General features: G+C 64.0%; 12 protein-coding genes. 3 read left to right on the top strand and 9 right to left on the bottom strand.

Annotated features, from left to right (window positions below):
* Positions 1–10: 10 nt before the first annotated feature.
* Together aspS and hisS are read right to left on the bottom strand one after the other, a co-directional pair.
* Positions 11–1,813 (bottom strand): aspartate--tRNA ligase, encoded by a 1,803-nt coding sequence (aspS, locus tag DKK74_RS03165; protein ID WP_110412852.1) that lies wholly within the window; start codon positions 1,811–1,813, stop codon positions 11–13.
* Between the two features lie 39 nt (positions 1,814–1,852).
* Entirely contained in the window at positions 1,853–3,238 is a 1,386-nt protein-coding gene (hisS, locus tag DKK74_RS03160) for a histidine--tRNA ligase (RefSeq protein WP_110412704.1), read from the bottom strand.
* An 84-nt stretch (positions 3,239–3,322) separates the two neighbouring features.
* On the opposite strand from hisS, the gene DKK74_RS03155 reads away from it, so the two are divergent.
* Complete coding sequence (locus tag DKK74_RS03155) at positions 3,323–4,885, top strand: DUF349 domain-containing protein (protein WP_110412703.1); 1,563 nt, start codon at positions 3,323–3,325, stop codon at positions 4,883–4,885.
* Positions 4,886–5,093: 208 nt separating this feature from the next.
* Here DKK74_RS03155 and DKK74_RS03150 read toward each other — a convergent pair whose 3' ends face one another.
* The 3 genes from DKK74_RS03150 to DKK74_RS03140 form a co-directional block, all read right to left on the bottom strand.
* The gene (locus tag DKK74_RS03150) at positions 5,094–7,454 is read right to left on the bottom strand and encodes a RelA/SpoT family protein (RefSeq protein WP_258334425.1); all 2,361 of its coding nucleotides are present in this window, start codon (positions 7,452–7,454) and stop codon (positions 5,094–5,096) included.
* A gap of 83 nt (positions 7,455–7,537) precedes the next feature.
* Positions 7,538–8,002, bottom strand: a complete 465-nt coding sequence (gene dut, locus DKK74_RS03145) for a dUTP diphosphatase (protein ID WP_110412850.1) — start codon at positions 8,000–8,002, stop codon at positions 7,538–7,540.
* Positions 8,002–8,295 carry a DUF4193 domain-containing protein gene (locus DKK74_RS03140; RefSeq protein WP_024627827.1) on the bottom strand — a complete coding sequence of 98 codons (294 nt, stop codon included), beginning with the start codon at positions 8,293–8,295 and terminating at the stop codon, positions 8,002–8,004. Before DKK74_RS03140 ends, dut begins: the two co-directional genes overlap by 1 nt.
* Before the next feature lie 167 nt (positions 8,296–8,462).
* On the opposite strand from DKK74_RS03140, the gene sepH reads away from it, so the two are divergent.
* Complete coding sequence (gene sepH, locus DKK74_RS03135) at positions 8,463–9,548, top strand: septation protein SepH (protein WP_110412702.1); 1,086 nt, start codon at positions 8,463–8,465, stop codon at positions 9,546–9,548.
* Positions 9,549–9,570: 22 nt separating this feature from the next.
* Here the strand turns inward: sepH and DKK74_RS03130 are convergent, their stop codons facing one another.
* Positions 9,571–10,794 carry an alkaline phosphatase family protein gene (locus DKK74_RS03130; RefSeq protein WP_110412701.1) on the bottom strand — a complete coding sequence of 408 codons (1,224 nt, stop codon included), beginning with the start codon at positions 10,792–10,794 and terminating at the stop codon, positions 9,571–9,573.
* 112 nt (positions 10,795–10,906) lie between these two features.
* Here DKK74_RS03130 and DKK74_RS03125 point away from each other — a divergent pair, with 112 nt between their 5' ends.
* Complete coding sequence (locus tag DKK74_RS03125) at positions 10,907–13,531, top strand: DNA gyrase/topoisomerase IV subunit A (protein WP_110412700.1); 2,625 nt, start codon at positions 10,907–10,909, stop codon at positions 13,529–13,531.
* A gap of 17 nt (positions 13,532–13,548) precedes the next feature.
* Here the strand turns inward: DKK74_RS03125 and DKK74_RS03120 are convergent, their stop codons facing one another.
* The 3 genes from DKK74_RS03120 to DKK74_RS03110 all read right to left on the bottom strand — a co-directional run bounded on the left by DKK74_RS03120 (position 13,549) and on the right by DKK74_RS03110 (position 22,458).
* Positions 13,549–18,498, bottom strand: coding sequence for an ATP-dependent helicase (locus DKK74_RS03120; RefSeq protein ID WP_110412699.1), 4,950 nt, complete (start codon positions 18,496–18,498; stop codon positions 13,549–13,551).
* A 48-nt stretch (positions 18,499–18,546) separates the two neighbouring features.
* Positions 18,547–20,904: a DNA gyrase/topoisomerase IV subunit B gene (locus tag DKK74_RS03115; RefSeq protein WP_110412698.1), complete on the bottom strand. Its 2,358-nt coding sequence runs from the start codon at positions 20,902–20,904 to the stop codon at positions 18,547–18,549.
* 129 nt (positions 20,905–21,033) lie between these two features.
* Positions 21,034–22,458 carry an RNA polymerase sigma factor gene (locus tag DKK74_RS03110; RefSeq protein ID WP_375537543.1) on the bottom strand — a complete coding sequence of 475 codons (1,425 nt, stop codon included), beginning with the start codon at positions 22,456–22,458 and terminating at the stop codon, positions 21,034–21,036.
* Positions 22,459–22,525: the final 67 nt, after the last annotated feature.

Raw genomic sequence — 22,525 nt, 5'->3', positions numbered from 1 at the left:
CGGAATGCGCTCAGTCGGCATCCTCCTGATCCGGCTCCCAGTCCACGCCGGTCTCGGCGCGTTGCTGGTCGGAGATAGGCGCAGGAGCACCGGTCATGGGATCCTGTCCGCCGCCGGACTTGGGGAAGGCGATGACATCGCGGATGGAGTCCGCTCCCGTCAGGATCTGGGCGGTCCTGTCCCAGCCGAAGGCGATGCCTGCGTGGGGCGGAGCGCCGTACTTGAAGGCATCCAGCAGGAAGCCGAACTTCTCCTGGGCCTCCTCGGGACCGATGCCCAGCACCTTGAAGATCCGGTCCTGGATGTCGTCACGGTGGATACGCACCGAGCCGCCGCCTATCTCCTCGCCATTGCAGACGATATCGTAGGAGTCGCTCATGGCGTGCTCGGGATCCTTGTCAAAGCGGTCGATCCAGTCAGCCGAGGGCATGGTGAAGGGGTGGTGCATGGAGGTCCACTTGGAATGGCCCACAGCCACATCGTCGTCGTCCGGATCGTCGGTGGGCTTGAAGAGCGGGAAGTCCACCACCCAGGTCAGGGCGAATTCGTCGGGCTTGAGCAACCCCTGGCGACGGGCGATCTCCACGCGGGCCGCACCCAGCAGGGTCTGTGAGGCCTCGCGGGGTCCGGCTGCGAAGAAGACGGCATCCCCGTCCGAAGCGCCCACAGCCTCCTTGAGACCCTGGCGCTCGGCATCGGACAGGTTCTTGGCCACCGGGCCCTTGAGGGTGCCATCGCCAGTGAACTGGACGTAAGCCAGACCCTTAGCTCCCCGCTGGCGGGCCCACTCCTGCCAAGCGTCGAACTGCCTGCGGGGCAGATTGGCCGCGCCCTGATAGACCACGGCACCCACATAGGGGGCCTGGAAAACTCGGAAGGGTGTGTCCTTAAAGTACTCGGTCAGCTCGACGATGGGGTTACCGAAGCGCAGGTCAGGCTTGTCGGAGCCATACTTGTCCATGGCCTCCTGCCAGCTGATCCTGGGGATGGGCAGGGTCACCTCGAATCCCGCAGCCTTCCAGACCTCGGCAATGACCTGCTCGGCCATGGCCATAACGTCCTCCTGGGAGGCGAAGCTCATCTCGATGTCCAGCTGCGTGAACTCGGGCTGCCTGTCAGCACGGAAATCCTCGTCGCGGTAGCAACGGGCAATCTGGTAATAACGCTCGAAGCCACCCACCATCAGCAGCTGCTTGAGCAGCTGAGGGGACTGCGGAAGGGCGTACCAGGACCCGGGCACCAGACGGGCCGGCACCAGGAAGTCGCGGGCACCCTCAGGGGTGGACTTAATCAGGGTTGGTGTCTCAATCTCGCAGAAGTCCATCTTGTCCAAGGCAGCACGGGCGGCACGGTTCATGGCGGCCCTCAGTCGGATGTTGTGCTGCATGGAGGGCCGACGCAGGTCCAGATAACGGTAGCGCAGCCGCACATCCTCGCCTGGCAGCTTGTTCTCGGCCTCGTTCTCCAGGGCTGTGGACACCTGGAAGGGCAGGGCGGCCGACTTGGCCAGTACCTCAATCTTGTCGGCAACGATCTCGATGTGCCCGGTGGACAGGTGCTCGTTGTCATTGCCCTCGGGACGTTCGCGAACCTTGCCGGTGACCTGGATCACATACTCGCTGCGCAGTGGCCGGGCCTCTTCCTCGTCGTAGATGACGATCTGCACCAGACCAGAGCGGTCACGCAGGTCAATGAAAGCCACACCTCCGTGATCACGGCGGCGATCCACCCATCCGGCCACCGTGACCTGGCGACCGACCATATCTTCAGTGACATCCGTGGCGTAGCTCGTTCTGTAAGCCGACTGGCCCATGCTCTCCTGTACCTCCATAATGCTCGGCCTGCCCCTGCGTCAGGCCTGGTATTCCACACTCTGCCGGGCATACAGGCTATCCGGCGTCCACGACACCAGGTCAGCCGGAATCTGTTCGCCGGTGATGATGTTCTTGACCTGGTCGCCCTCCTGCTGGCCATCCTTGGCTGGGAACCAAACATAGGGAATGCCCAGGTGGTCGGCATAGCGGATCTGCTTGCCGATCTTGGCTGCAGTGGGTGACACATCAGCAGCGATCCCCTTGGCACGCAGGTCCTGGGCGATGTGGTTGCTGATGGTGCGATCCTCCTCGTCCCAGACAGCGACCATAACCGCCGCCGGGGAGACCCTTGAGGCCTGGACCCCCTGGGCCAGCAGATAGGAGAGCAGACGGGAAAGCCCAATGGACAGCCCCACGCCTGGATAAGTGCGGTTGCCCTGGCTGGCCAGGTTGTCGTAACGGCCGCCGGAGCAAATAGAGCCCAAGGACTGCGCCCCCTCTAGGAAGGTCTCGTAGACCGAGCCGGTGTAGTAGTCCAGCCCACGGGCGATCTTCAGGTCGGCGATGACCGAGCCCGGCCGGATGCGGGCGGCCTCGTCGATGATCATTGCCAGAGTCTCCAGCCCCTCAATGGCCAGAGCATAAGAAGGAGACTGCTTGTCAATGCCAACCTTGTCAACCAGGGCGTCGAACCGCTGACGCAGCTGCTTGCCATCGTCGGCAGTCAGCTCGGCCAGATCCAGGCAGGCCCTGGCCTGGTCTTGATTGGCACCGCACTCACTGACCAGCAGGCTAGCCACCTCATCAGAGCCGATCTTGTCCAGCTTGTCGATCTCACGTAGAACGCCCTCGACATCCTCCAGACCCAGACCCCGGTAGAATCCCTCGGAAAGCTTGCGGTTGTTGGCGTGCACAGTGGGCTTGGGCAGGCCAAAGGCCCGCAGCTCTTCCAGGGCGCTCAGCATGACCAGGGGTACCTCGACCTCATAGTGGTCGGGCAGCTCCCCGTTGCCGATCACATCAATATCAGCCTGGACGAACTCCCTGAACCGTCCCTCCTGAGGGCGCTCCCCCCGCCAGACCTTCTGAATCTGCCAGCGCTTGAAGGGGAAGGTCAAGTCGTTGCTGTGTTCCACTACATAACGGCTCAGCGGCACAGTCAGGTCAAAATGCAGGCCCAGCCGACGCTCCACTGGCACATCCTTCTCCTGCCCCAGATCCTGCAGTCGGGAGAGCAGGTAGATCTCCTTGCTGGTCTCCCCCTTCTTGAGCAGGCTGGAGCCCTCTTCTACAGCTCTGGTCTCAATGCCGATGTAACCGTTCAATTCGAAGACCTTACGGAGCGTGTCGATGATGCGCTGCTCCACCACTCTTTGCGAAGGAAGCCATTCTGGGAAACCGGATAGAGATGTGCCTTTTGCCATAAGAACCTATACTATAGGAGGTCAAGGAAAATGGTATTGCCATATTTTGCGATCTCTCCAACACACAAGCCTAAGGAGCTGGCCATGGCCGACAACACCGCCGTCACACCCGAGAACACCTCGACACCACAGGAGGAGCACACCGCGGACGCGGAGGGCCAGGTCGCCGCTGCGACAACGCCCGAAGCCGGGCAGGAACAGGCTGCCCCCGGACAGACCGCATCTACTGAGGATGCACCAACCCAGAGCGCACAGGTACCGGCTGAGCCACAGCCTGCAACTGCTGAAGCGCCCGCGCCGGTAGCTACACCTGCTGCGCCCAAGCCCAAGGCGGTTCCCTCCCCCGCGGCTCTGGCCCACAAGGCCCCTCACGTCAAGGCCGCCCCGGCCGCTCCCACCTACAGCCAAGAGGAGATCGACAAGGCAGAAGCCTTCGGCCGGGTGGACGAGCAGGGCAACGTCTTCGTCCGCGAGGGTGATCAGGAGCGTCAAGTAGGCCAGTTCCCCAATGCTGATGCCAAGGAGGCCCTGGACCTTTACGCCCGCCGATACTTGGACCTCAAGGAGAAGCTGAACCTATTCGCCTCCAGACTGCGCAGTCCCAAGATCAAGGCCCACGAGATTGACGAATCCATAACCTCACTCAAGGAGGAGACCAGTCAGCCTGAAGCAGTCGGCGACCTTGCCGCCCTGCGCACGCAACTGGAGCAGCTGGCTGAAAAGGGGCAGACTCGCAAGGCTGAACTGGCACAGGCACGCAAGGACGCTATGGCCAAGGCCATCAAGGAGCGGACCGCCATTGTGGAGAAGGCCGAAGAGCTGGCAGCCTCCCTGGGCGACTCCACCAACTGGCGATCCACAGCAGACAAGTTCCGTTCCCTCTTCGAGCAGTGGCAGCACCACCAGCGCACCACCATCCGCATTGACAAAGCCGACGCGGACGCGCTCTGGAAGCGTTTCTCCTCCGCCCGCACCACCTTCAACCAGGCCCGCCGCAAGTGGGCCCAGCAGCGTGATGCCCAGCGGTCCGAGACCAAGCGGATCAAGGAAGAAATCATCGCCGAGGCCGACCAGATCAAGGACTCCACCGACTGGGGACCCACCTCCCATCAGTTCAACGAACTCATGGACCGCTGGAAGCAGGCCGGGCGTGCAGGACGTCAGGATGACGACGCCCTCTGGGCTCGGTTCCGTCAGGCCGCGGATGTCTTCTTCAACGCCCGTCAGGCCGACCGGGACAAGACCTCGGTCAACGAGCGCGAGAACCTGACCAAGAAGGAGGCCCTGGTGGCCAAGGCCGAGGCCTTGCTGCCCGTCAAGGACTCCAAGGCCGCCAAGCAAGCCCGGCAGGAGCTGGCCAAGATTCAGGAGGAATGGGACGCCATTGGTTTCGTCCCCCGTGACGACGTGCGCCGAATCGAGGGCAGGATGGATGCCGTGGACCGGCAAATCAAGGCCGTGGAAGATGCGGCCTGGAACCAGTCCGACCCCGAGGCCGATGCCCGCGTCTCCAGCTTCGAGCAGCAGCTGGCCGCCCAGCTTGAGGACTTGAATCGGCGGATTGCCGCTGAGCAGGATCCGGCCAAGAGGCAGGAGCTGGAAGCCGAAAAGGCCACTAAGGAACAGTGGATGAACGCCGTGCGCTGATCGATTGCAGCTGTTCCCGCTAAGACCCCCGGCCAGGTCATTGACCACCGGGGGTCCTTCTATAACCACCGTTTATAACCATCTATCAGACTTTAGTCCAGCGAATTTTCAAAAACTGAAAGCAGGTGATCGCTTCGACAAAACAGTTGGAACATGCCGTCGTCAGTGTATGAAGGAAAAGCTGACATAGTGGTGGTTGGGGGAAAGGTCAAATGGCCCGCATATGAGGACTGGTCGAGCCCTTGGCTCCGGTCAGCCGGTAAGCATCGAAGACACCGTCTATCTTCCTGACAGCCGATAAGAGCGTGTTCAGATGCTGGGGGTCACCCATCTCGAAGACGAACTGGCTGACCGCCACCCGGTCCCGGCCGGTAGACTGGCTGCCAGACAGGATATTGACGCCGTGGTCGGACAGCACCTGGGTGATGTCTGAGAGCAGATGGGGCCGGTCCAGGGCCTCCACCTGGATCTGGACCATGAAGGTGCCCTGTTTACCCGTCCAGGAGACCTCAATGATCCGTTCGGGCTGCTTCTTACGCAGGTCCAGAAGGTTCTGGCAGTCGGACCGATGAACCGAGACCCCCTGATTGCGGGTGATGAACCCGGTGATGGGGTCTCCAGGTACTGGGGTGCAGCAGCGTGCCAGCTTGACCCAGACATCATCCACGCCCTTGACCGAGATCCCTTGGGAGGTCTCCGGCCGACTGGATTTGGTGACCCGCTGCAGGGGAATGGCCTCCTGCTCCACCTCGTCCTCAAGGGCCGACCGACCAGCGTCATGGACCAACCGCGAAATCACGTTTTGGGTGGATACCTGTCCGTCACCAATGGCTGCGTAGACCGCCTTCTCATTGGGATAGTTGAGCTCGTCGGCGGCCCCCACCATGGCTTCGGGCGTCAGCAGGGTGGCCACGGGAAGGTTCCGCTTGCGCATGGCGCGGATCAGCTCGTCCTTACCCTCTTCGATAGTCTCCGAACGGCGTTCTTTGCTGAACCACTGACGGATCTTGCTACGGGCGCGAGGGCTCTTGGCGAAGCTGAGCCAGTCGCGCGAGGGCCCATCGGTGTCCGACTTGCTGGTCAGGATCTCCACCGTGTCCCCGTTGCGCAGCTTGGTATCCAGAGGGACCAGACGGCCATTAACACGCGCGCCCATGGTTCTGTGGCCCACCTCGGTGTGGACGGCATAGGCGAAGTCCACGGGCGTGGAATCGGCCGGCAGGGAGATGATCTTGCCTTTGGGCGTGAACACATAGACCTCGGCCGCGCCCAGATCGTCCTTCAGGGAACCCAAGAACTCGTTGGAGTCCGGAGTCTCGCTGGTCCAGTCAGCCAGCTGCTGGATCCAAGTCAGATTGTCTTCCTGGCTCAGCTCTCCCTCCTGGCGCTCACGCTTGACATCGGACTTATCGGGTTGGGAGAGCTCACGGCCGGCAGAACCGTTCTCCTTGTACTTCCAGTGGGCGGCGATGCCGAACTCTGCGCGGCGATGCATCTGCCAGGTGCGGATCTGAATCTCGACTGGCTTGCCGCCCGGGCCCACCACCGTGGTATGCAGGGACTGGTAGCGATTGGTCTTGGGCATGGCAATGTAGTCCTTGAACCGCCCAGGCACCGGGCTCCACCGGGCATGGACGGCACCTAAGGCCGCATAGCAGTCGCGAATGGTGTCCACGATGATGCGCACCCCGACAAGATCATAGATGTTGGCGAAATCGTGCCCGCGCACAATCATCTTCTGGTAAATGCTGAAGTAGTCCTTAGGCCGTCCGGTCACCTGAGCCTTGATGCCTTGGGCGTCCAGATCCTCGTGGATCTCGTCCAGGATCTGCTGCAGGTAGACCTCCCGCTGGCCGGCCCTGCGGGAGACCAGCACTACGATCTCGTTGTAGATCTTAGGATAGAGGGTCTTGAAGCTGAGCTCTTCCAGCTCGGTCTTGATGGCGTTCATGCCCAACCGGTTGGCAAGGGGTGCATAGACGTCCAGGGTCTCACGGGCCTTGCGCTGGGCTGATGCAGCCTTGACATAGCGCCATGTTCGGGCGTTGTGGACCCGGTCGGCCAGCTTGACCACCAGGACGCGCACATCCCGGCTCATGGCCACAATCATCTTGCGGATGGTCTCGGCCTGGGCCGAATCGCCGTAGTCCATCTTGGATATCTTGGTGACCCCGTCCACCAGGCCGGCAACCGTGTCGCCGAACTCGTCCCGGCACTGCTCCAGGGTGTAATCGGTGTCCTCCACGGTGTCGTGCAGCAGACCGGCCGAGACCACAGTGGGCCCCATGCCCAGGTCGGCCAGAATCTGTGCCACAGCCAGTGGATGGATAATGTAGGGCTCGCCGGACTTGCGCCTCTGGTCGGCATGCTGGACCACGGCCCGGTCGTAGGCGCGCTGGAGCATGGACAGATCCTCGCCGGGATGATGGGCGGTGCAGATCTCCCAGATGGGCATCAGGGGGTTGAGCGGATCGTCGCTGACCTCGCACCCCAGGGCTCTGGAGGACAGGCCAGAAGGGGCCTGGTCGCCGACATCATTGCTGCAGACGCTGCCCTCCTGAGTGACCATTCAAGCCTCCAATATCCCGATATAATGCACCAATCCTACACTTGCGCCTGGCCCATTCAGACCGCCCGTGTCCGAAAAGTGCTTTAGCGGCCAGTCGAGCCGAATCCGCCATCTGAACGCACCGAGCCAGGCAGGCGTTCGGCGGGCACAAAGCGGGCCTGCACGTAGCGCTGGATGACCAATTGGGCGATGCGCTCTCCCGGTTCGAAGTGGACCGATTCATGCGGATCCAAGTTGATCAACGGCACCTTGATCTCACCCCGATACCCTGAATCGATGGTCCCGGGCGCGTTGAGCACGGTCACCCCCATTTTTACTGCCAGTCCCGAGCGAGGATGAACCAGGCCGACGTACCCGTTGGGCAGGGCCAAGGCCACTCCCGTGGGAACCAGCGCCCGCTGGAAGGGGGCCAGATCCACAGCCACCCTGGCTCGCAGATCGGCCCCGGCATCGCCAGGCATGGCGTATTCGGGTACGTCGGCCCCATCCAAGGACTTGAACAGGACCTCGACCGTTTCGGGCTCGTTGTAGGACTCGTCATAGGCCATCAGGCGGCGCATTCCTTGCAGACGGGCTTGCCGTCGGGGGTTGTGTAGGCCAGCTGGCTCCGGTGCTTGACCAGGAAGCAGTTAGAGCAGATGAATTCATCGCCCTGCATGGGGATGACAGTCACCGAAGAGTCCTCATTGCTCAGGTCCGCGCCAGGCAGCTCGTAGTCCTCGGCGATGGCGTTCTCGTCATCGTCCAGGTCAGCCCCGGCATCCTGGCCGCTTTTGCCAAGCTCCTGCAGGGATTCCTCGTCTTCGTCCTTGTCTCGCGGGGTATCGTAATCCTGTGCCATCGTGTACCCTTTCCTTGTTCGACCAGCCACCTCGTATACCGGTCATTTCACACGATATGTACTGCGCATAGGATACACGATTTCAAAAGCACGTAAAATACCAACCGTAGGGCACAATGGAAATACCTGAGGCCGTGTAAAGGAACCGTAAGAGGATAGGGGCGTGCATGTCTGAGAATGGGACCAGGATGGCCAGCTTTGACCATGTCGACGACAGGGGCGATCTGGTCTTCGTCTGTGACCACCGGCACTTCGCCGTAAAGGTCGACGATGCGCTTGATCGCGCCATTCTTGAGGCCAAGCAGGTCAGGGAAGAAGAGGACGTGGACCCCCAAACTGGCAAGTCCAAGCCACTGCCTGTCTCTGCCATTCAGGCGGCTGTGCGCGCCGGCGCCCGCCCCGAGCAGGTGGCACAGCAATACGCTGTCAACGAAGCGCTAGTACGGCGTTTCGCGGCTCCGGTGGAGACCGAGAAGAAGTACGCCATCGAGCAGTTCCTGACCATGCCAGCGCCCAAGGGGTCAGGCGGGCGTAACTACCAGGAACTGATAGGCAAAGTACTGGCCCGTGCGGGGGTCAGTCTGGCACAGGTTTCCTGGCAGGCCACCAGGCGAGGGTACGAACCTTGGAATATCAACGGGGTGTTTACCTTGGACAAGCGGATCTTCAACGCCCACTGGGCCTGGAACATGCATGACAACACCGTGACCTGCCTGAATGGGGCGGCCAGGATGCTGCTGGACGATTCCGCAGACGACCATGGACAGGAGCGGCCCGCCTGGGACCAGGGTCGCGCCGAAGAGATCGACGACCAGACCGACAGGCGCCCTCCAACCCAGGACGATACCTTTGCCAAAATCGAAGACGAGGAAGATGACCGTGAAACGGGCGACCAGGAAAATGGTGAGCGTCAGGCGGCGCTCACGGCCTGGCTCTATGGCAAACCCAAGGAAGGCCAGGAGCGGACAACCGAACGAGAGCTCAACCACCCCCGTGCCGAGCTGACAGAGGACCCTGACACGGCCGAGCATCCCCCAATCAGGGACACCGAGTCCACTATGGTTTTGCCCGTTCAGAACCATGGACAGAGCCAAGCTGACCAGGAGCAGCTTCAGCAGCCGGATCAAAGCGATGATGCCAGTCAGGACGATCAGGAGGACGAGCCCAAGGAGGGTCGCCGCAGCAAACGGGCCAAAAAGCACTCCGGACGGTCGGCCGTACCCAGTTGGGACGAGATCCTCTTCGGTAAGTAGCTGAGCACTTTATCCCAGGCGGTCAGACCAGATCGATTAGGCAGGGAATCTGCGTCTCCAAACGGGTCCAAGAGCCGTGGACGCCAGGCAGCCTGGTCGCCGCATCAGTCTGATCGGCCGAATTCACCAGAGTGACCCGGTCACCGGCCAGAACCAGAAGGTCGCCGATCATGGGGCGAATCCGAGCGTCCACAGGGCCAAAGATTCCCTGTTCGATGGCCTGGTCCCGGGTCATCACCCAGGCCCGCTCCCCCAGTCGCTCCTGCCAACGGGCGGCCACGACCCGAGAATCCGCCCCCTGGTCCAGATAGAGCATGACCGCCCTGGGCTCGCCGCCCACCAGTCGCACATCCCGATTCAGCTCCGGGTCCTGGGCGATGTCAATGCGCTGATCCGGATCAGTTTCGACCATGCCGTGATCGGCTACGATCACTGTCAAAGTCCCGGCTGGCAGGCGGCGATGAAGTTCGGCCAGCTGTGCATCGGTCACTTCGAGAGCGGCCACCCATTCTTCGCCCTCCCAACCGCTGTGGTGGCCCACCTTGTCCACATCGCGGATGTAGAGGTAGGTCAGCCCCGGCTGGCGGGCAGCCTCACAGGCGGCCAGAAGGCGCTGGCGGGAGTGGTTGTGGGCCAGGTACTCCCCGCCGCGCAGAGCCGCACGGGTCAGGGCTGAGTCACGAAAACGCGGCAAGCCCGAAGAGGTCACCCTGACCCCCTGCGCCTGGAGGGTCTCGAAGACAGTTGGACGGCGTTGCAGACGTTCGGGGTCCTGGGCCCCTCTGAACTGGATCATCTGGCCAAGCTGGCCGGTGTCGGGGTTCAGCTGGGTATAGCCGGTCATGCCGGTCAGCCCAGGGCTGGTTCCGGTGCCGAATACCCCCATAGCCGCCACAGTGGTCGAGGGCAGACTGGTGTAGAGGGGACGCTGATTGATGGGTTCGGACAGCAGCGAGCGCAGGTAGGGCACATGGCCCTGACGGCTGACCAGGTTCCAGAATCCCAGCCCATCCACTAGGACGACGACAACCGACCGGGCATCAGGCAGTTCCAGGGCCTCCTGGAGGGCCTTTGCAGACGGATGCACGTCGGTGGCCACAGGCACTCCCAGGCATGCGCTCAGGGCGGGCAGGACGGCAGACAGATGCCGAGGTCCGCCAACATGATTGTCCCCCGCCTGGTCCCCGTATTGGATAGGCAGACTCGGCTCCAGCAGTTCCTTCATGTCAGGTGTATCCAGACCCATGTCTTCCATTCAAGCACGGTCAGACCCCAGGCCGACACTGGACCCAGCAGGCACGCTTTGGCGGACCGTCCGGTTATCATAAGGCGGAACGTGAAGGAGCAGGAGCTGGAGCATGGCAACTCATCGCAGGAGCAAGGCGGCGGGGTACGACCCCCGGCAGGTCAAGGAGCACATCGTCGAAACCCCTCTGAACGAGGAGATGAGCAAGTCCTTCCTGGAATACGCCTACTCGGTCATCTACGCCAGGGCCCTGCCCGATGCCCGAGACGGACTCAAGCCGGTCCAGCGACGGATCATCTACCAAATGGGCCAGATGAACCTCAATCCGGACCGCCCATACATGAAGTCCGCCAGGGCCGTGGGCGAGGTCATGGGCAAGCTGCATCCCCATGGCGACTCCTCCATATATGAGGCCATGGTCCGCCTGGCACAGCCCTTCGCCATGCGCCTGCCTCTGGTCGACGGCCACGGCAACTTCGGATCCTTGGACGACGGACCGGCGGCTTCCCGTTACACCGAGGCCAGGCTGGCCCCGGCGGCTCTGGGCATGAACGCCGACATCGACCAGGACACGGTGGACTTCTCCCCCAACTACGACAACAAACTCAAGGAGCCCCAGGTCTTGCCCTCGGCCATCCCCAACCTGCTGGTCAACGGAGCCTCAGGCATCGCCGTGGGCATGGCCACCAATATGATCACCCACAATCTGGGCGAGGTGGTGGCCGCCGCCAAGTATCTGATGGCCCACCCGGACGCAGGGCTGGATGAACTCATGCGCTATGTACCCGGTCCGGATTTGCCCGGGGGCGGGATCATCGTAGGGCGGGACGGCATCCGCAAGGCCTACGAGCACGGCCGGGGGGCCTTTGTGACCAGGTCCGTCACCCACCTGGAAAACGTGACCGCCCGAAAGAAGGCCATAGTGGTCACCGAGCTGCCCTTCATGGTGGGCCCTGAGCGGGTTCTGGAGCGCATCTCCGAGGGGGTGCGCAACCACAAGCTGGAAGGCATCTCCAGCGCCATCGATCTGACCGACCGGCACAACGGGACCCGCCTGGTCATCGAGATCAAGACAGGATTCGACCCGGCTAAGGTCCTGGGCAAGCTCTTCAAGTACACGCCCTTGGAGGACTCCTTCACCATCAACAACGTGGCTCTGGTCCACGGACGGCCCAGAACCATGGGGCTCAAGGAGCTGCTGGAGGTCTGGGTGGAGCACCGGCGGACGGTCATCCACCGTCGCAGCGAGTTCCGCCGCAAGAAGGCCTTGGAGCGTCTGCACCTGGTCGAAGGGCTCCTGCTGGCCTTGGTCGACATCGACGAGGTCATCCAGGTCATCCGCAGTTCGGACGACGCGGATGCGGCTAAGACCAAGCTGATGGCGGTCTTCGACCTGGATCAGACCCAGGCCCAGTATATTCTCGACCTGCGGCTGCGGCGGCTGACCAAGATGAGCAGGATCGAGCTGGAGGGCGAGCGCGACGACCTCAAGAAGCAGCTGGAGGAACTGGAGCGGATTCTGGACTCCTCGGCCGAGCTGGACCGGGTGATCATCCAGGAGATGGACCAGGCGGTGGCACAGTGGGGCACGCCCCGACGCACGGTCATCCTAGACCAGGAGCCCTCTGGAGACCTGGCCCCCGTGCAGTCAGCAGCAGCCGGCGATCAGCAGACCTCTGGCAAGGTGAGTGCTGGCCCACAGGCTGCACTGGTGGTAAGCGGAGGAACCAGCCGCAGCGGAGACGGCGGCGATCTGCACATGGAGGACAAGCCCTGTACGGTCATGATGAGCGCCACCGGCCTGCTGGCACGCAGCACTCCGGGCGCCCTGGATGCCTGGCGGACCCGGCCACGCAACCAGGATAGGGGGCACGACGACCAGATCATCGCCATATTCGCCACCACCACCCTGGCCACCTATGGCCTGGTCACCACGGCTGGACGGCTGATCACGGCCCCTGTGGCCGACCTGCCGCTGATCCCGGCCACCGCCAACCCCAACCTGAGCGGCGGCGTCGTGGCCGACGAACTCCTGGGCGGGACCACCAGCACCGAGCCACAGGCCGACGAGCACGCCGTCACCGTCATCGACATGGCCGACTCCCGGCCCCTGGCCCTGGGCACCCGGCTGGGCACGGTCAAGCGCTGGAACCGCGAATCCCCTACCACCATGGACTCCTGGTCGGTCATCGATCTGAAGGATGGCGACCAAGTGGTCTTCGCAGCCCCCTGCCAGGACGGGGACCGCATGGTGTTCATCTCCTCGGATGCCAACCTGTTGACCTTCACCGGGGACAAGGTCCGACCCCAGGGCCGCAATGCGGCAGGCATGGCTGGCATCCGTCTGGCCCAGGGCTGCCAGGTCGCCACTTTCGCGGTCGTGCCGGCCGGGGAGATCGGCTGGACCTACCAGGAGACCGGCGAGGATGGCATGAGCACCCAGGCCGGGGCGGTGGTTCTGACCGTGGCCGGCGACTCCGAGGCCCTTCCAGGCACCGAGAACGGGTCGGGCAAGCTGACCCCGTTGGAGATGTATCCGGTCAAGGGCCGCGGCACGGGTGGCGTGCGCTCCCAACGCTTCCTCAAGGGTCAGGACACCCTCCTGCTGGCACGGGTAGGCGCTTGGCCCCTGCACGCCAGCACCGCCGCCGGTTCTCCGGTCGAACTGCCCGACGTGGACATGCGCCGGGATGCCTCCGGCCAGGAGCTGGCAGCGCCCATCGCCTTCGTGGCCTGAGGGCGCTCGGCACAGACTCAGTAGAGGGCCATGCCGCCCGGCCCGGCCGTGAATCCGGCGGCGGCCAGGGCCATGCCCACCGGTTCGCGCATGGTCAGGGGCCGGCCATTGGCATCACTGAAGAGGATGCGTCCCTGCCCGCCCCGCCTCAGCCATGAGGCCAGCTGGGCGAAGGCGGCCTCCAGCAATCCACGCTCGGGCTGACCGAAGACCAGGAGATGATGACCCTTGGGTGCCGCATAGACCAGGGCGCGGCCTCTATTCTGCACCAGGAGGTTCCCCATCCGCCGAACGGGCCGGCCGCCGGCATCCCCTGATGTGGTCGGCCAGGCAAGGGCCGTGCCATAGAGGTTGGCTGGATCGGTCACGTCCATGACCACAGGTTCGGCAGTTCGCTGCCCCGATCCGCCTTCACCGTCATCATTGCGATCATCCTCTTGGAAGCCCCTGAGCTGGTCGATCACCTCCCGCGGGGCGAACTGGGCGCCGCCGAAACCGTCGACGATGACCCCACGCGTCAGCTGGCCGGCCTCCTCCATGTGTCTGCAGACCTGATAGAGGGCCGAGAATCCGCCGGGCAGGGTCCGCACTTCGGGCAGGACCGGGGCCAGGAGCCCATAGCGGTCCAGGACGGCTCGCTCCTCGTGGACCAGGCGGACGGTCCGCTGCCGGTCATCGTCCTGGCCGCCTCTGGATCTGTCGCTCGAATCGGTCATGCCAGTTCCCGCTGCAACTTCTGCCGCTCCGCGCTCATCCGCAACCAGAGTCCAGAACCCCTCCATAGCCGCTGACAGCGTTGATGAGCCGGCCACACGCGTCAAGGCTGCGCGACCCAAGGGCCTGCCGCGTCCACGCAGTCCATGGGGTAAACGGCGGGTCCTACCCGAGCGTTGCGGTTCCGATCCTCGGACCAGCCGCCGGACCGGAGCCAGGGAGGCGTTGGTGACCAGTCCACGTCTGACCAGCCCCCAGAGCGAACGGGCCAGGGCCTCCTGGTCGGGGGCTTTAGAATCAGGGGACTCCATGCCATCCCCGCCCCGGCTGGTGCAGGCGCGGAGAAGGCGATCGAAGCGGTAGGCTCCCCCGTCAGCCAGAACATCCAGCAGGGTCTCTTCCATATCGCCACCGTTGCCCGGGTTGCTCGATTTGCCGACCTCATCCGTGACCGACGGAGAACCGCTGGATTGTGCCGGAAGCTCCTCATCCAGGTCCTCGGCCAGATAAAAGGTCATGGCGCCCAGCGGACCCTCCCCCTGGTCGGACCCCACCCAGACCACCTGGCCCGAGGCCAGCAGATCGTCCATCAATGCGGGACCGTAATCACGCACCCTGGCCGGGAAGATGGCCGACTCCCAGAGCGCGGGCGGCAGATTCAGTCCCTCCAGCTGCGCAACCACCTCCAGCAGTCCCTCGGTGCCCATCAACGGCTCCTGGCCAAGGGGTGCCAGACCCTGCCGGTGAAGGAGAAAGTCGCTGTAGACATGGCCGGGAACGGGGCTGGCAGCCTTGCTGGCCTTGTCCAGGGACCGCGAGCGCAGCCGACGGAAGACCCCTGGATCCAGCCATCCTCGGCAGGGTTCGCCTCCCTCCCATCCGGGCTCGCCATAGGCACTCAGGTCAGGACGGGGGAAGACACCGGTCATGAGCAGCTCGCGGGCGACCAGGGAACGCAGTCTGTCCTCCAAGAGCGCACTGCCCAGACCCAGGCGGCCGGCGAGGTCCTGGGTGGTGAACGGCCCATGGACTGCAGCATATTGCCTGACCAGCTGGTCGAAGGCCTCGCTGTCCGATTCAGATTGCTTTGTCGGCTGGGCGGATGGATGGATGATGCCGGGCCCCAGGACCGCAGTCAGCCGCCCCGCCTGACCGGCCCATACCCAGCAGTCACGAGCGCCCAGTCTGACCTGGACCACCCTGGACTGGGCCTGCAGCTCATCCAACATGGCCCGGACCTGCGCATCCGTCACCGATTCGTCCTCCTGACCGCGCATGCGCCGACGAATCCCGGCCAGGTCCATGGGGCCCAGGGTGCGCAAAAGGTCGGCCAGTCCTTCGGCACCCCTGGCCCGGGTCCTGGGCGAAAGCCGCTGCAAATCCGCGATCACCTGGTCGACGGTCTCCTGGTCCAGAAGGTCAGCCATGTCCACCTGGCCGACCATCTGCTCCAGCAGGTCGGAGTCGATGGCCAGCATGGCGGCGTCGCGCTCGGCCTTGGGCATGTCGTACTGGTACATGAAGGTGCCCAGGTAGCCGAAGAGCAGTCCTGAGGCCATGGGTGAGGGGGTCTTGGTGGAGGCCGGGACCAGACGGACGCTCCCCTGCTCCAGGTCGGCCATGAGCTCGCGCAGGGCAGGCATGTCGTAGACATCCTGCAGGCACTCGCGCATGGTCTCCAGAACCAGGGGGAAGTCATCCTCCTTCAGGGCCGCGTCCAGCAGACGGGAGGCCCGCAGACGCTGCTGCCAGAGCGGAACCCTGCGGCCCGGCTCCATCCTGGGCATGTAGAGCGAGCGGGCTGCGCACTGGCGGAAACGGGCCTGGAAGAGCGCAGAGCCAACCAGATGCCGTCGGACCTCGCTCTCCACCTGATCGGGGGTGAATCCGAATATCCGCTGATCTTCCAGGAAGGCATCGGTGCCCGGGATCTGCACGACGATGCCATCCTCCCCAGCCCAGACGGAACCGTCGTAGCCGCGCTCGCGGGAGAGCCGGGCGGCTATGGCCAGGGCCCAGGGCTCGTTGACCCTGCGACCATATGGCGAATGGAGGATCAGCCTCAGGTCGCCTTCCTCGTTGGGGCAGCGCTCGACCACCAGATGCCGGTCGTCGGGCACCCGGCCGGTGGAGGCCTGCTGCTCGGCCAGAAAGGTGGCCAGATTGTTGATGGCAGGACGGTCCAGGCCGTCCTCCAACAGGCGAGAACAGACGGGTCGAGTGAAGCCCGGTCGACCGGAGGCGGTCTGGACCGCCGGTATAAGGCCCTGTGACAGTTCCCTGGCGAGCCTGCCCAGACGACGGCCGAAGGCGGGGTCACGGCCGGTGCCCTCCCCGTGCCAGAAGGGCAGCCTGGCTGAGCGTCCCGGGGCGGGCACCACCACCACACGGTCGCGGGTGATCTGCTGGATTCTCCAAGAGGTGGTGCCCAGGGTGATCACGTCCCCCTTGCGGGACTCGTAGACCATCTCCTCGTCCAGCTCCCCCACTCGGCGGGGCTTGCCGCCGGCGGCCTCTGAGGGCATGACCACACTGTAGGAGCCACGGTCGGGGATGGTGCCTCCGGAGGTCACTGCCAGTCGTTGTGCACCGGGGCGGGCCGTCAGGGTACCGGTCTGGTGGTCCCAGACCAGGATGGGGCGGAAGGCGGTGAAGTCCTGGGAGGTGTAGGCCCCGCTGAGCATGCCCAGCACCGCCCGGTAGACCTGCTGGTCCAGGTGGGCGAAGGGCGCGGCCCGTCTGACCGTGGCCAGCCAGTCCCCCTCCTTGAGCGGCCCCATGGCGGCCGCGGCCACCGTCTGCTGGGCCAGAACATCCAAGGGGCTACCGGGCATGACGGTGGGTTCGATGTCGCCCTGGACCATGCTTTCCATGCTGGCCGTGCACTCCAGGATCTGCCCGCGGGTCAGGGGAAAAAGCCTGGCCTGCGATACCCGTCCCACTTGATGGTCGGCCCTGCCCACCCGCTGCAGCCCCGAGGCGGTCGACAGCGGGGCGTTGACCTGGATGACCAGATCGACCGAGCCCATATCGATGCCCAGCTCAAGGCTGGAGGTAGCCACCACGCACCGCAGTCTGCCGGCCTTGAGATCGTCCTCCACCTGGCGGCGGCGCTCCTTGGACACCGAGCCATGGTGGGCCATGGCAATGGGTTGGTCGACAGGCTGGCCGGATGTTCTCTCGGAGGTGGACCCGATGGCCGAATCGTAGTGGGCGGGCTCCCTGGCCTGCACAACCCTGCCCGTGGTCCGGTCTGTTTCAGGGCACAGACCTGGCTGGTCCTGCCCACTGCTGCCTCGCCTACGGTGGTTGGGCGCTTGCAGATCGGACTGGTGCAGGTCATTCAGCCGGGCGGTCAGGCGCTCGGCAAGACCTCTCGAGTTGACGAAGACCAGGGTGGTGTGGTGGGACAGGACCTGGTCCAGAATGGCCCGTTCGACGGCTGGCCAGGTGGATCCGCTTCTTTGGTCGCCCTCCTGACCCTTCTGGCCGGATTCGCCGGGCGGTGCAGCCAGATCGCCCATGTCCTCCAAGGGCTCGATCAGCCGCAGGTCCATGGCCGTGGACGACTTGGGCTGGATCAGGCTGACCGGACGGCTGCCGCCCAGAAAACGTGCCACCTGTTCGGGCGGCCGTACCGTGGCCGACAGGCCGATCCGCTGCACGGGCTGCCCAACCAGATCGTCCAGCCGCTCCAGGCTCAGGGCCAGATGAGCCCCGCGCTTGTTGCCCGCCAGAACGTGGATTTCGTCCACAATAACGGTCTGCACATTCTTCAACGTGCTGGCTGCCTTGGAGGTCAGCATCAGATAGAGGGATTCAGGGGTGGTGACCATAATATCCGGGGGATGGGCGGTCAGGGCCCTCCGGCCGCGGGCGTCGGTGTCCCCGGTGCGGATGCCCGTCCGGACCTTGGGCGCTTTGTGTCCCTGCTGTCCGAATCGCTCGGCTATACCGTCCAGCGGAGCCTGCAGGTTGCGGGCCACATCCGTCCCCAGGGCCTTCATGGGCGAAATGTAAAGCACGGCGACCCCAGGCTTCCGAGAGCGCCGAGGCATGGTCATGAGCTCGTCGATGGCCCAAAGAAAGGCGGCCAGGGTCTTGCCTGACCCGGTGGGCGAAATGATCAGTGCATCACCGCCTGAGCGGATGGCCGGCCAGGCCTGCATCTGGGTCGGCGTGGGCCCGTCGGGAAAGGCCTGGCGGAACCAGCCGGCCGTCTGCGGGGAGAAATTATCCAAGGGATCGCCCATATGCGTCACACTCCTCTCCCCGTCCCTTTGGGCCTTGCTGAAGGTCGATCAGGTGTCGATCTTGCTCCGGTCGAAGTCGTCGGCATTGTCCACGATGAACTGCTTGCGGGGCGGCACGTCGTCGCCCATGAGCAGGGGGAAGATGCCGGCCGCCTGAGCGGCATCCTCCATGCGGATGCGGCGCAACATGCGGGTCCGGGGATCCATGGTGGTGTCGGCCAGCTGGTCGGCGTCCATCTCGCCCAGACCCTTGTAGCGCTGCACATCGGGATTGTAGTCGATGTGCTTGGCCCGCAGGTCGGCCAGCTTGCCCTCCAGCTCATCGTCCGAATAGGTGTAGATGAACTTCCCCTTGTTCTTGCCTGCAAGCGCGATTCGATGCAGGGGCGGCACGGCAGCGTAGACCCTCCCATTCTCGATCAAGGGCCGCATGTAGCGGTAGAAGAGGGTCAGCAGCAGGATGCGGATGTGGGCACCGTCCACGTCGGCATCGGTCATCATGATGACCTTGTTGTAGCGGGCCTGGTCGATGTCGAAGCTGGCCCCCGAGCCGGCGCCGACCACCTGGATGATGGAGGCGCACTCCTTGTTGGTCAGCATCTGGGACAGGGAAGCCTTCTGCACGTTGAGGATCTTGCCTCGGATGGGCAGCAGGGCCTGGAACATGGAGTTTCGGGCTGCCTTGGCCGTACCCAGGGCGGAGTCGCCCTCGACGATGAACAGCTCGGCGATGTCGTCGTTGCCAGGCATGGAATCCGAGAGCTTGGAGGGCATGGAGGCCGACTCCAGGGCGTTCTTGCGCCTGGTGACCTCCTTGGTCTTGCGTGCCTGGACGCGGGCGTGCATCTCGCCGACGATCTTCTCCAGCACCTGGCCGGACTGCTCCTTGAAGCCGCGTTTGGAGCCGCTGATCATCTGGCCGAACTGGTCGTCGGTCATCCGGGTGACGATGGGCTTGACCTGGGCCGTACCCAACACGTCCTTGGTCTGGCCCTGGAACTGCGGCTCGGCGATACGCACGGTGACCACGGCCACCAGCCCGGCCAGGACATCGTCTCGCTCCACCTTGGTGTGGGAATCCTTGAGGTTGACCTTGAGGCGGCGGGCGTTGGCCTCCACGGCCTTGCGCACCTGGCGGGTCATGGCGTTCATGAACCCGTCCACATGCATGCCTCCGCCGGGCGTCTCCACCACATTGACAAAGCTGCGAACGACTGAATCGTAATCGTTGACCCAGCGCAGGGCGATATCCACCCCGCAGACACGTTCCACCTGCTCGGCGTGCAACTCACCGTCCGAGCCCACCCGCTGGGTCTCCTCCTGGTAGGTGTCCTGGCCGCTGATCCGCCAGATGTCGCTGACCGGCTCGCCCTTGGACAGGAAGTCCACGAAGTCCGTCACCCCGCCGGTGTGCAGGAACTCCTCCACGCGCTGATGGCCGGACTCGTCCTCCGGCTGCAGCATGGCCCGGTCGGCCCGCTCGGTGGCCGAAAGGTCGGCATCATCCGGCTGCGCGTCCTCGGCACGTTCGCCTTCGGTGCCTTCTTCAGAGAGATCGTCGCTGTTGGAAGATCCAAGAAGGTTTTCCCGATCGTCCTGAACGTTCTGATTGTCCGGCTCCGCAGCGGATTCGCCGTCAACCTCCAGGCGCAGGTCCTGTTCGGCGCTTCCTGTGGCGGGGATGCGGTCGTCAATCACGGTGATCTTGAGGCCGGGCACCAGGAAACTGGTCTGGCGCACCCGGTCGATCAGCTGGGCGTAGCTGAACCGGGCCGTGGGGTTGAAGATTTCCGGGTCGGCCCAGTAACGCACCCTGGTCCCGGTCCGGGACTTGGGCACGCTGCCCACTACTTCCAGGGGTGTAGGCCGGTTTTTCCTGGTGCGCTTGAAGGGCGAGTCAGGCGAGGGCCGCTCCGGATCAGGGTCCTGGTAGATGCCGGGATGACCCTGGTGGAAGCGCATCCGGTGGGTCTTGCCATCCCTGTCCACCTCCACGTCCAGTCGGGAGCTCAGGGCGTTGACCACCGAAGAGCCCACGCCGTGCAGGCCGCCCACAGCCGTGTAGGAGGAGTTGCCGAACTTGGCACCTGCGTGAAGCTTGGTCAGGACCACCTCCACGCCGGTCAGCCCGGTTCGAGGCTCAATATCGACGGGGATGCCCCGGCCGTTGTCGTCCACCTCGATGGAGCCGTCCTTGTGCAGAATGACCTTGATATGGTCGCACTGGCCGGCTAGGGCCTCGTCCACGGCGTTGTCGATGATCTCCCAAAGGCAGTGCATGAGCCCCTGGCTGTCCGTGGTCCCGATGTACATGCCTGGACGTTTGCGCACTGCGTCCAGGCCATCCAGGACCGTCAGACTGCCGGCACCATAGGACTTTCCCTTTTCAGGCTTTTTCGCCACCATTTACCTCGCCGTTCACCTCTTGGCGCCCAGGGGACACGGGTCCTCGCATGGGCGGTCGCTTACGCACCGATGACCATTTCTAGCAAGGAGGCCTCGACAGCATCCGGACCTCCCCGCCGGGCGCAGAGGTCACTGATCCAGGAAGTCACGCAGGGTCTGCGAGCGCGAAGGATGCCGCAGCTTGGACATGGTCTTGGACTCGATCTGGCGGATGCGCTCACGGGTGACCCCGTATACGCGGCCGATGTCGTCCAGGGTCTTGGGCTGCCCATCCTCCAGGCCGTAACGCATCTTGATGACGCCGGCCTCGCGGGGGCTCAGGGTCTCAAGCACCTGCTGGAACTGCTCCTGCAGCAGGGAGAAGGCCACAGCATCCGAGGGGGCGATGGCGTCGGTGTCCTCGATCAGATCGCCGAACTCCGAGTCACCGTCCTCGCCCAGAGGGGTGTGCAGGGAAATGGGCTCGCGCCCGTACTTCTGGACCTCCTGGACCTTCTCGACGGGCATGTCCAGCTCACGGGCCAGCTCGTCGGGGGTGGGCTCGCGACCCAGGTCCTGCAGCATCTGACGCTGGACGCGGGAGAGCTTGTTGATGACCTCGACCATGTGAACGGGCACACGGATGGTGCGGGCCTGGTCGGCCATGGCACGGGTGATGGCCTGACGAATCCACCAGGTGGCGTAGGTGGAGAACTTGTAGCCCTTGGTGTAGTCGAACTTCTCCACCGCACGGATCAGACCCAGGTTACCTTCCTGGATCAGGTCCAGGAAGAGCATGCCTCTGCCGGTGTATCGCTTGGCCAGGGAGACCACCAGTCGCAGGTTGGCCTCCAGCAGATGGTCCTTGGCCTTCTTCCCGTCGTTGGCGGCCCACTTGAGCTCGCGGCGGCGCTTGAAGTCCATGCCCTCGCCTTCGGTGTCCAGCAGATGCTGGGCATAGAGGCCGGCCTCGATACGCTCTGAGAGATCCACCTCCTGTTCGGCGTTCAGCAGGCTGACGCGGCCGATCTGCTTGAGGTAGTCCTTGACGGGATCGGCAGTGGCGCCGGCGGTGACCACACGACGCTTGGGGTTGCCTGAGGGAGTGACATTCTCATCGTCATCGGAATCGTCGACGACGAAGGCGCCCTTGACCTTGGCGGCGAGGGCATGCGCGGCCTTGCGGTCCTCCTCGGCCTCATCCTCGACCTGGTGGGCCTCGTCCTCCTCCTGATCGTCCTCGTCGGGCTCGTCCTCCAGCTGATCCTCGCTCTTGTCCAGCTGGTCGTCGTCCTCCTGGTCCTCGAGCAGGTCCTCGTCGGGCTCCTGCTCCTCCGGCTGCAGGATGGGCTCCTCTTCGACCTTCTTCTTGGTCTTGGAGGCCGGGCGACGGTTGGTCTTGGCCGTCGAAGTGCTAGCAGTGGCGGTCTTGCGGGCTGCGGTCTTGCGGGACGCCTTGCTGCTGCTGGTCTTGGACCTGGTGGCGGTCTTGGTCTTGCCGGCGGTTGAACTGGTCCGGCCCTTCCCGGTATCCACTGCGGCTGTCTTGGCTGACTTGGTGTCCTTCGTGGCCAAATTCTCCTCCTGGATCATCCCACCCGCCGACACTGCTTTCAAGGCACAGCTATGGCAAGGTCAAATC

Source organism: Bifidobacterium asteroides (assembly GCF_003202755.1).
GTDB classification, from domain to species: domain Bacteria; phylum Actinomycetota; class Actinomycetes; order Actinomycetales; family Bifidobacteriaceae; genus Bombiscardovia; species Bombiscardovia asteroides_F.
This window is presented reverse-complemented; position numbering and strand designations above follow the sequence as displayed.

Coding starts and splice junctions, on each gene's coding strand:
- hisS (WP_110412704.1), bottom strand. CDS start 3,238: ATGGCAAAAGGCACATCTCTATCCGGTTTCCCAGAATGGCTTCCTTCG.
- DKK74_RS03150 (WP_258334425.1), bottom strand. CDS start 7,454: ATGGTCACTCAGGAGGGCAGCGTCTGCAGCAATGATGTCGGCGACCAG.
- DKK74_RS03155 (WP_110412703.1), top strand. CDS start 3,323: ATGGCCGACAACACCGCCGTCACACCCGAGAACACCTCGACACCACAG.
- DKK74_RS03130 (WP_110412701.1), bottom strand. CDS start 10,794: ATGGGTCTGGATACACCTGACATGAAGGAACTGCTGGAGCCGAGTCTG.
- DKK74_RS03140 (WP_024627827.1), bottom strand. CDS start 8,295: ATGGCACAGGATTACGATACCCCGCGAGACAAGGACGAAGACGAGGAA.
- DKK74_RS03120 (WP_110412699.1), bottom strand. CDS start 18,498: ATGGGCGATCCCTTGGATAATTTCTCCCCGCAGACGGCCGGCTGGTTC.
- DKK74_RS03115 (WP_110412698.1), bottom strand. CDS start 20,904: ATGGTGGCGAAAAAGCCTGAAAAGGGAAAGTCCTATGGTGCCGGCAGT.
- dut (WP_110412850.1), bottom strand. CDS start 8,002: ATGGCCTATGACGAGTCCTACAACGAGCCCGAAACGGTCGAGGTCCTG.
- sepH (WP_110412702.1), top strand. CDS start 8,463: ATGTCTGAGAATGGGACCAGGATGGCCAGCTTTGACCATGTCGACGAC.
- DKK74_RS03125 (WP_110412700.1), top strand. CDS start 10,907: ATGGCAACTCATCGCAGGAGCAAGGCGGCGGGGTACGACCCCCGGCAG.
- aspS (WP_110412852.1), bottom strand. CDS start 1,813: ATGGGCCAGTCGGCTTACAGAACGAGCTACGCCACGGATGTCACTGAA.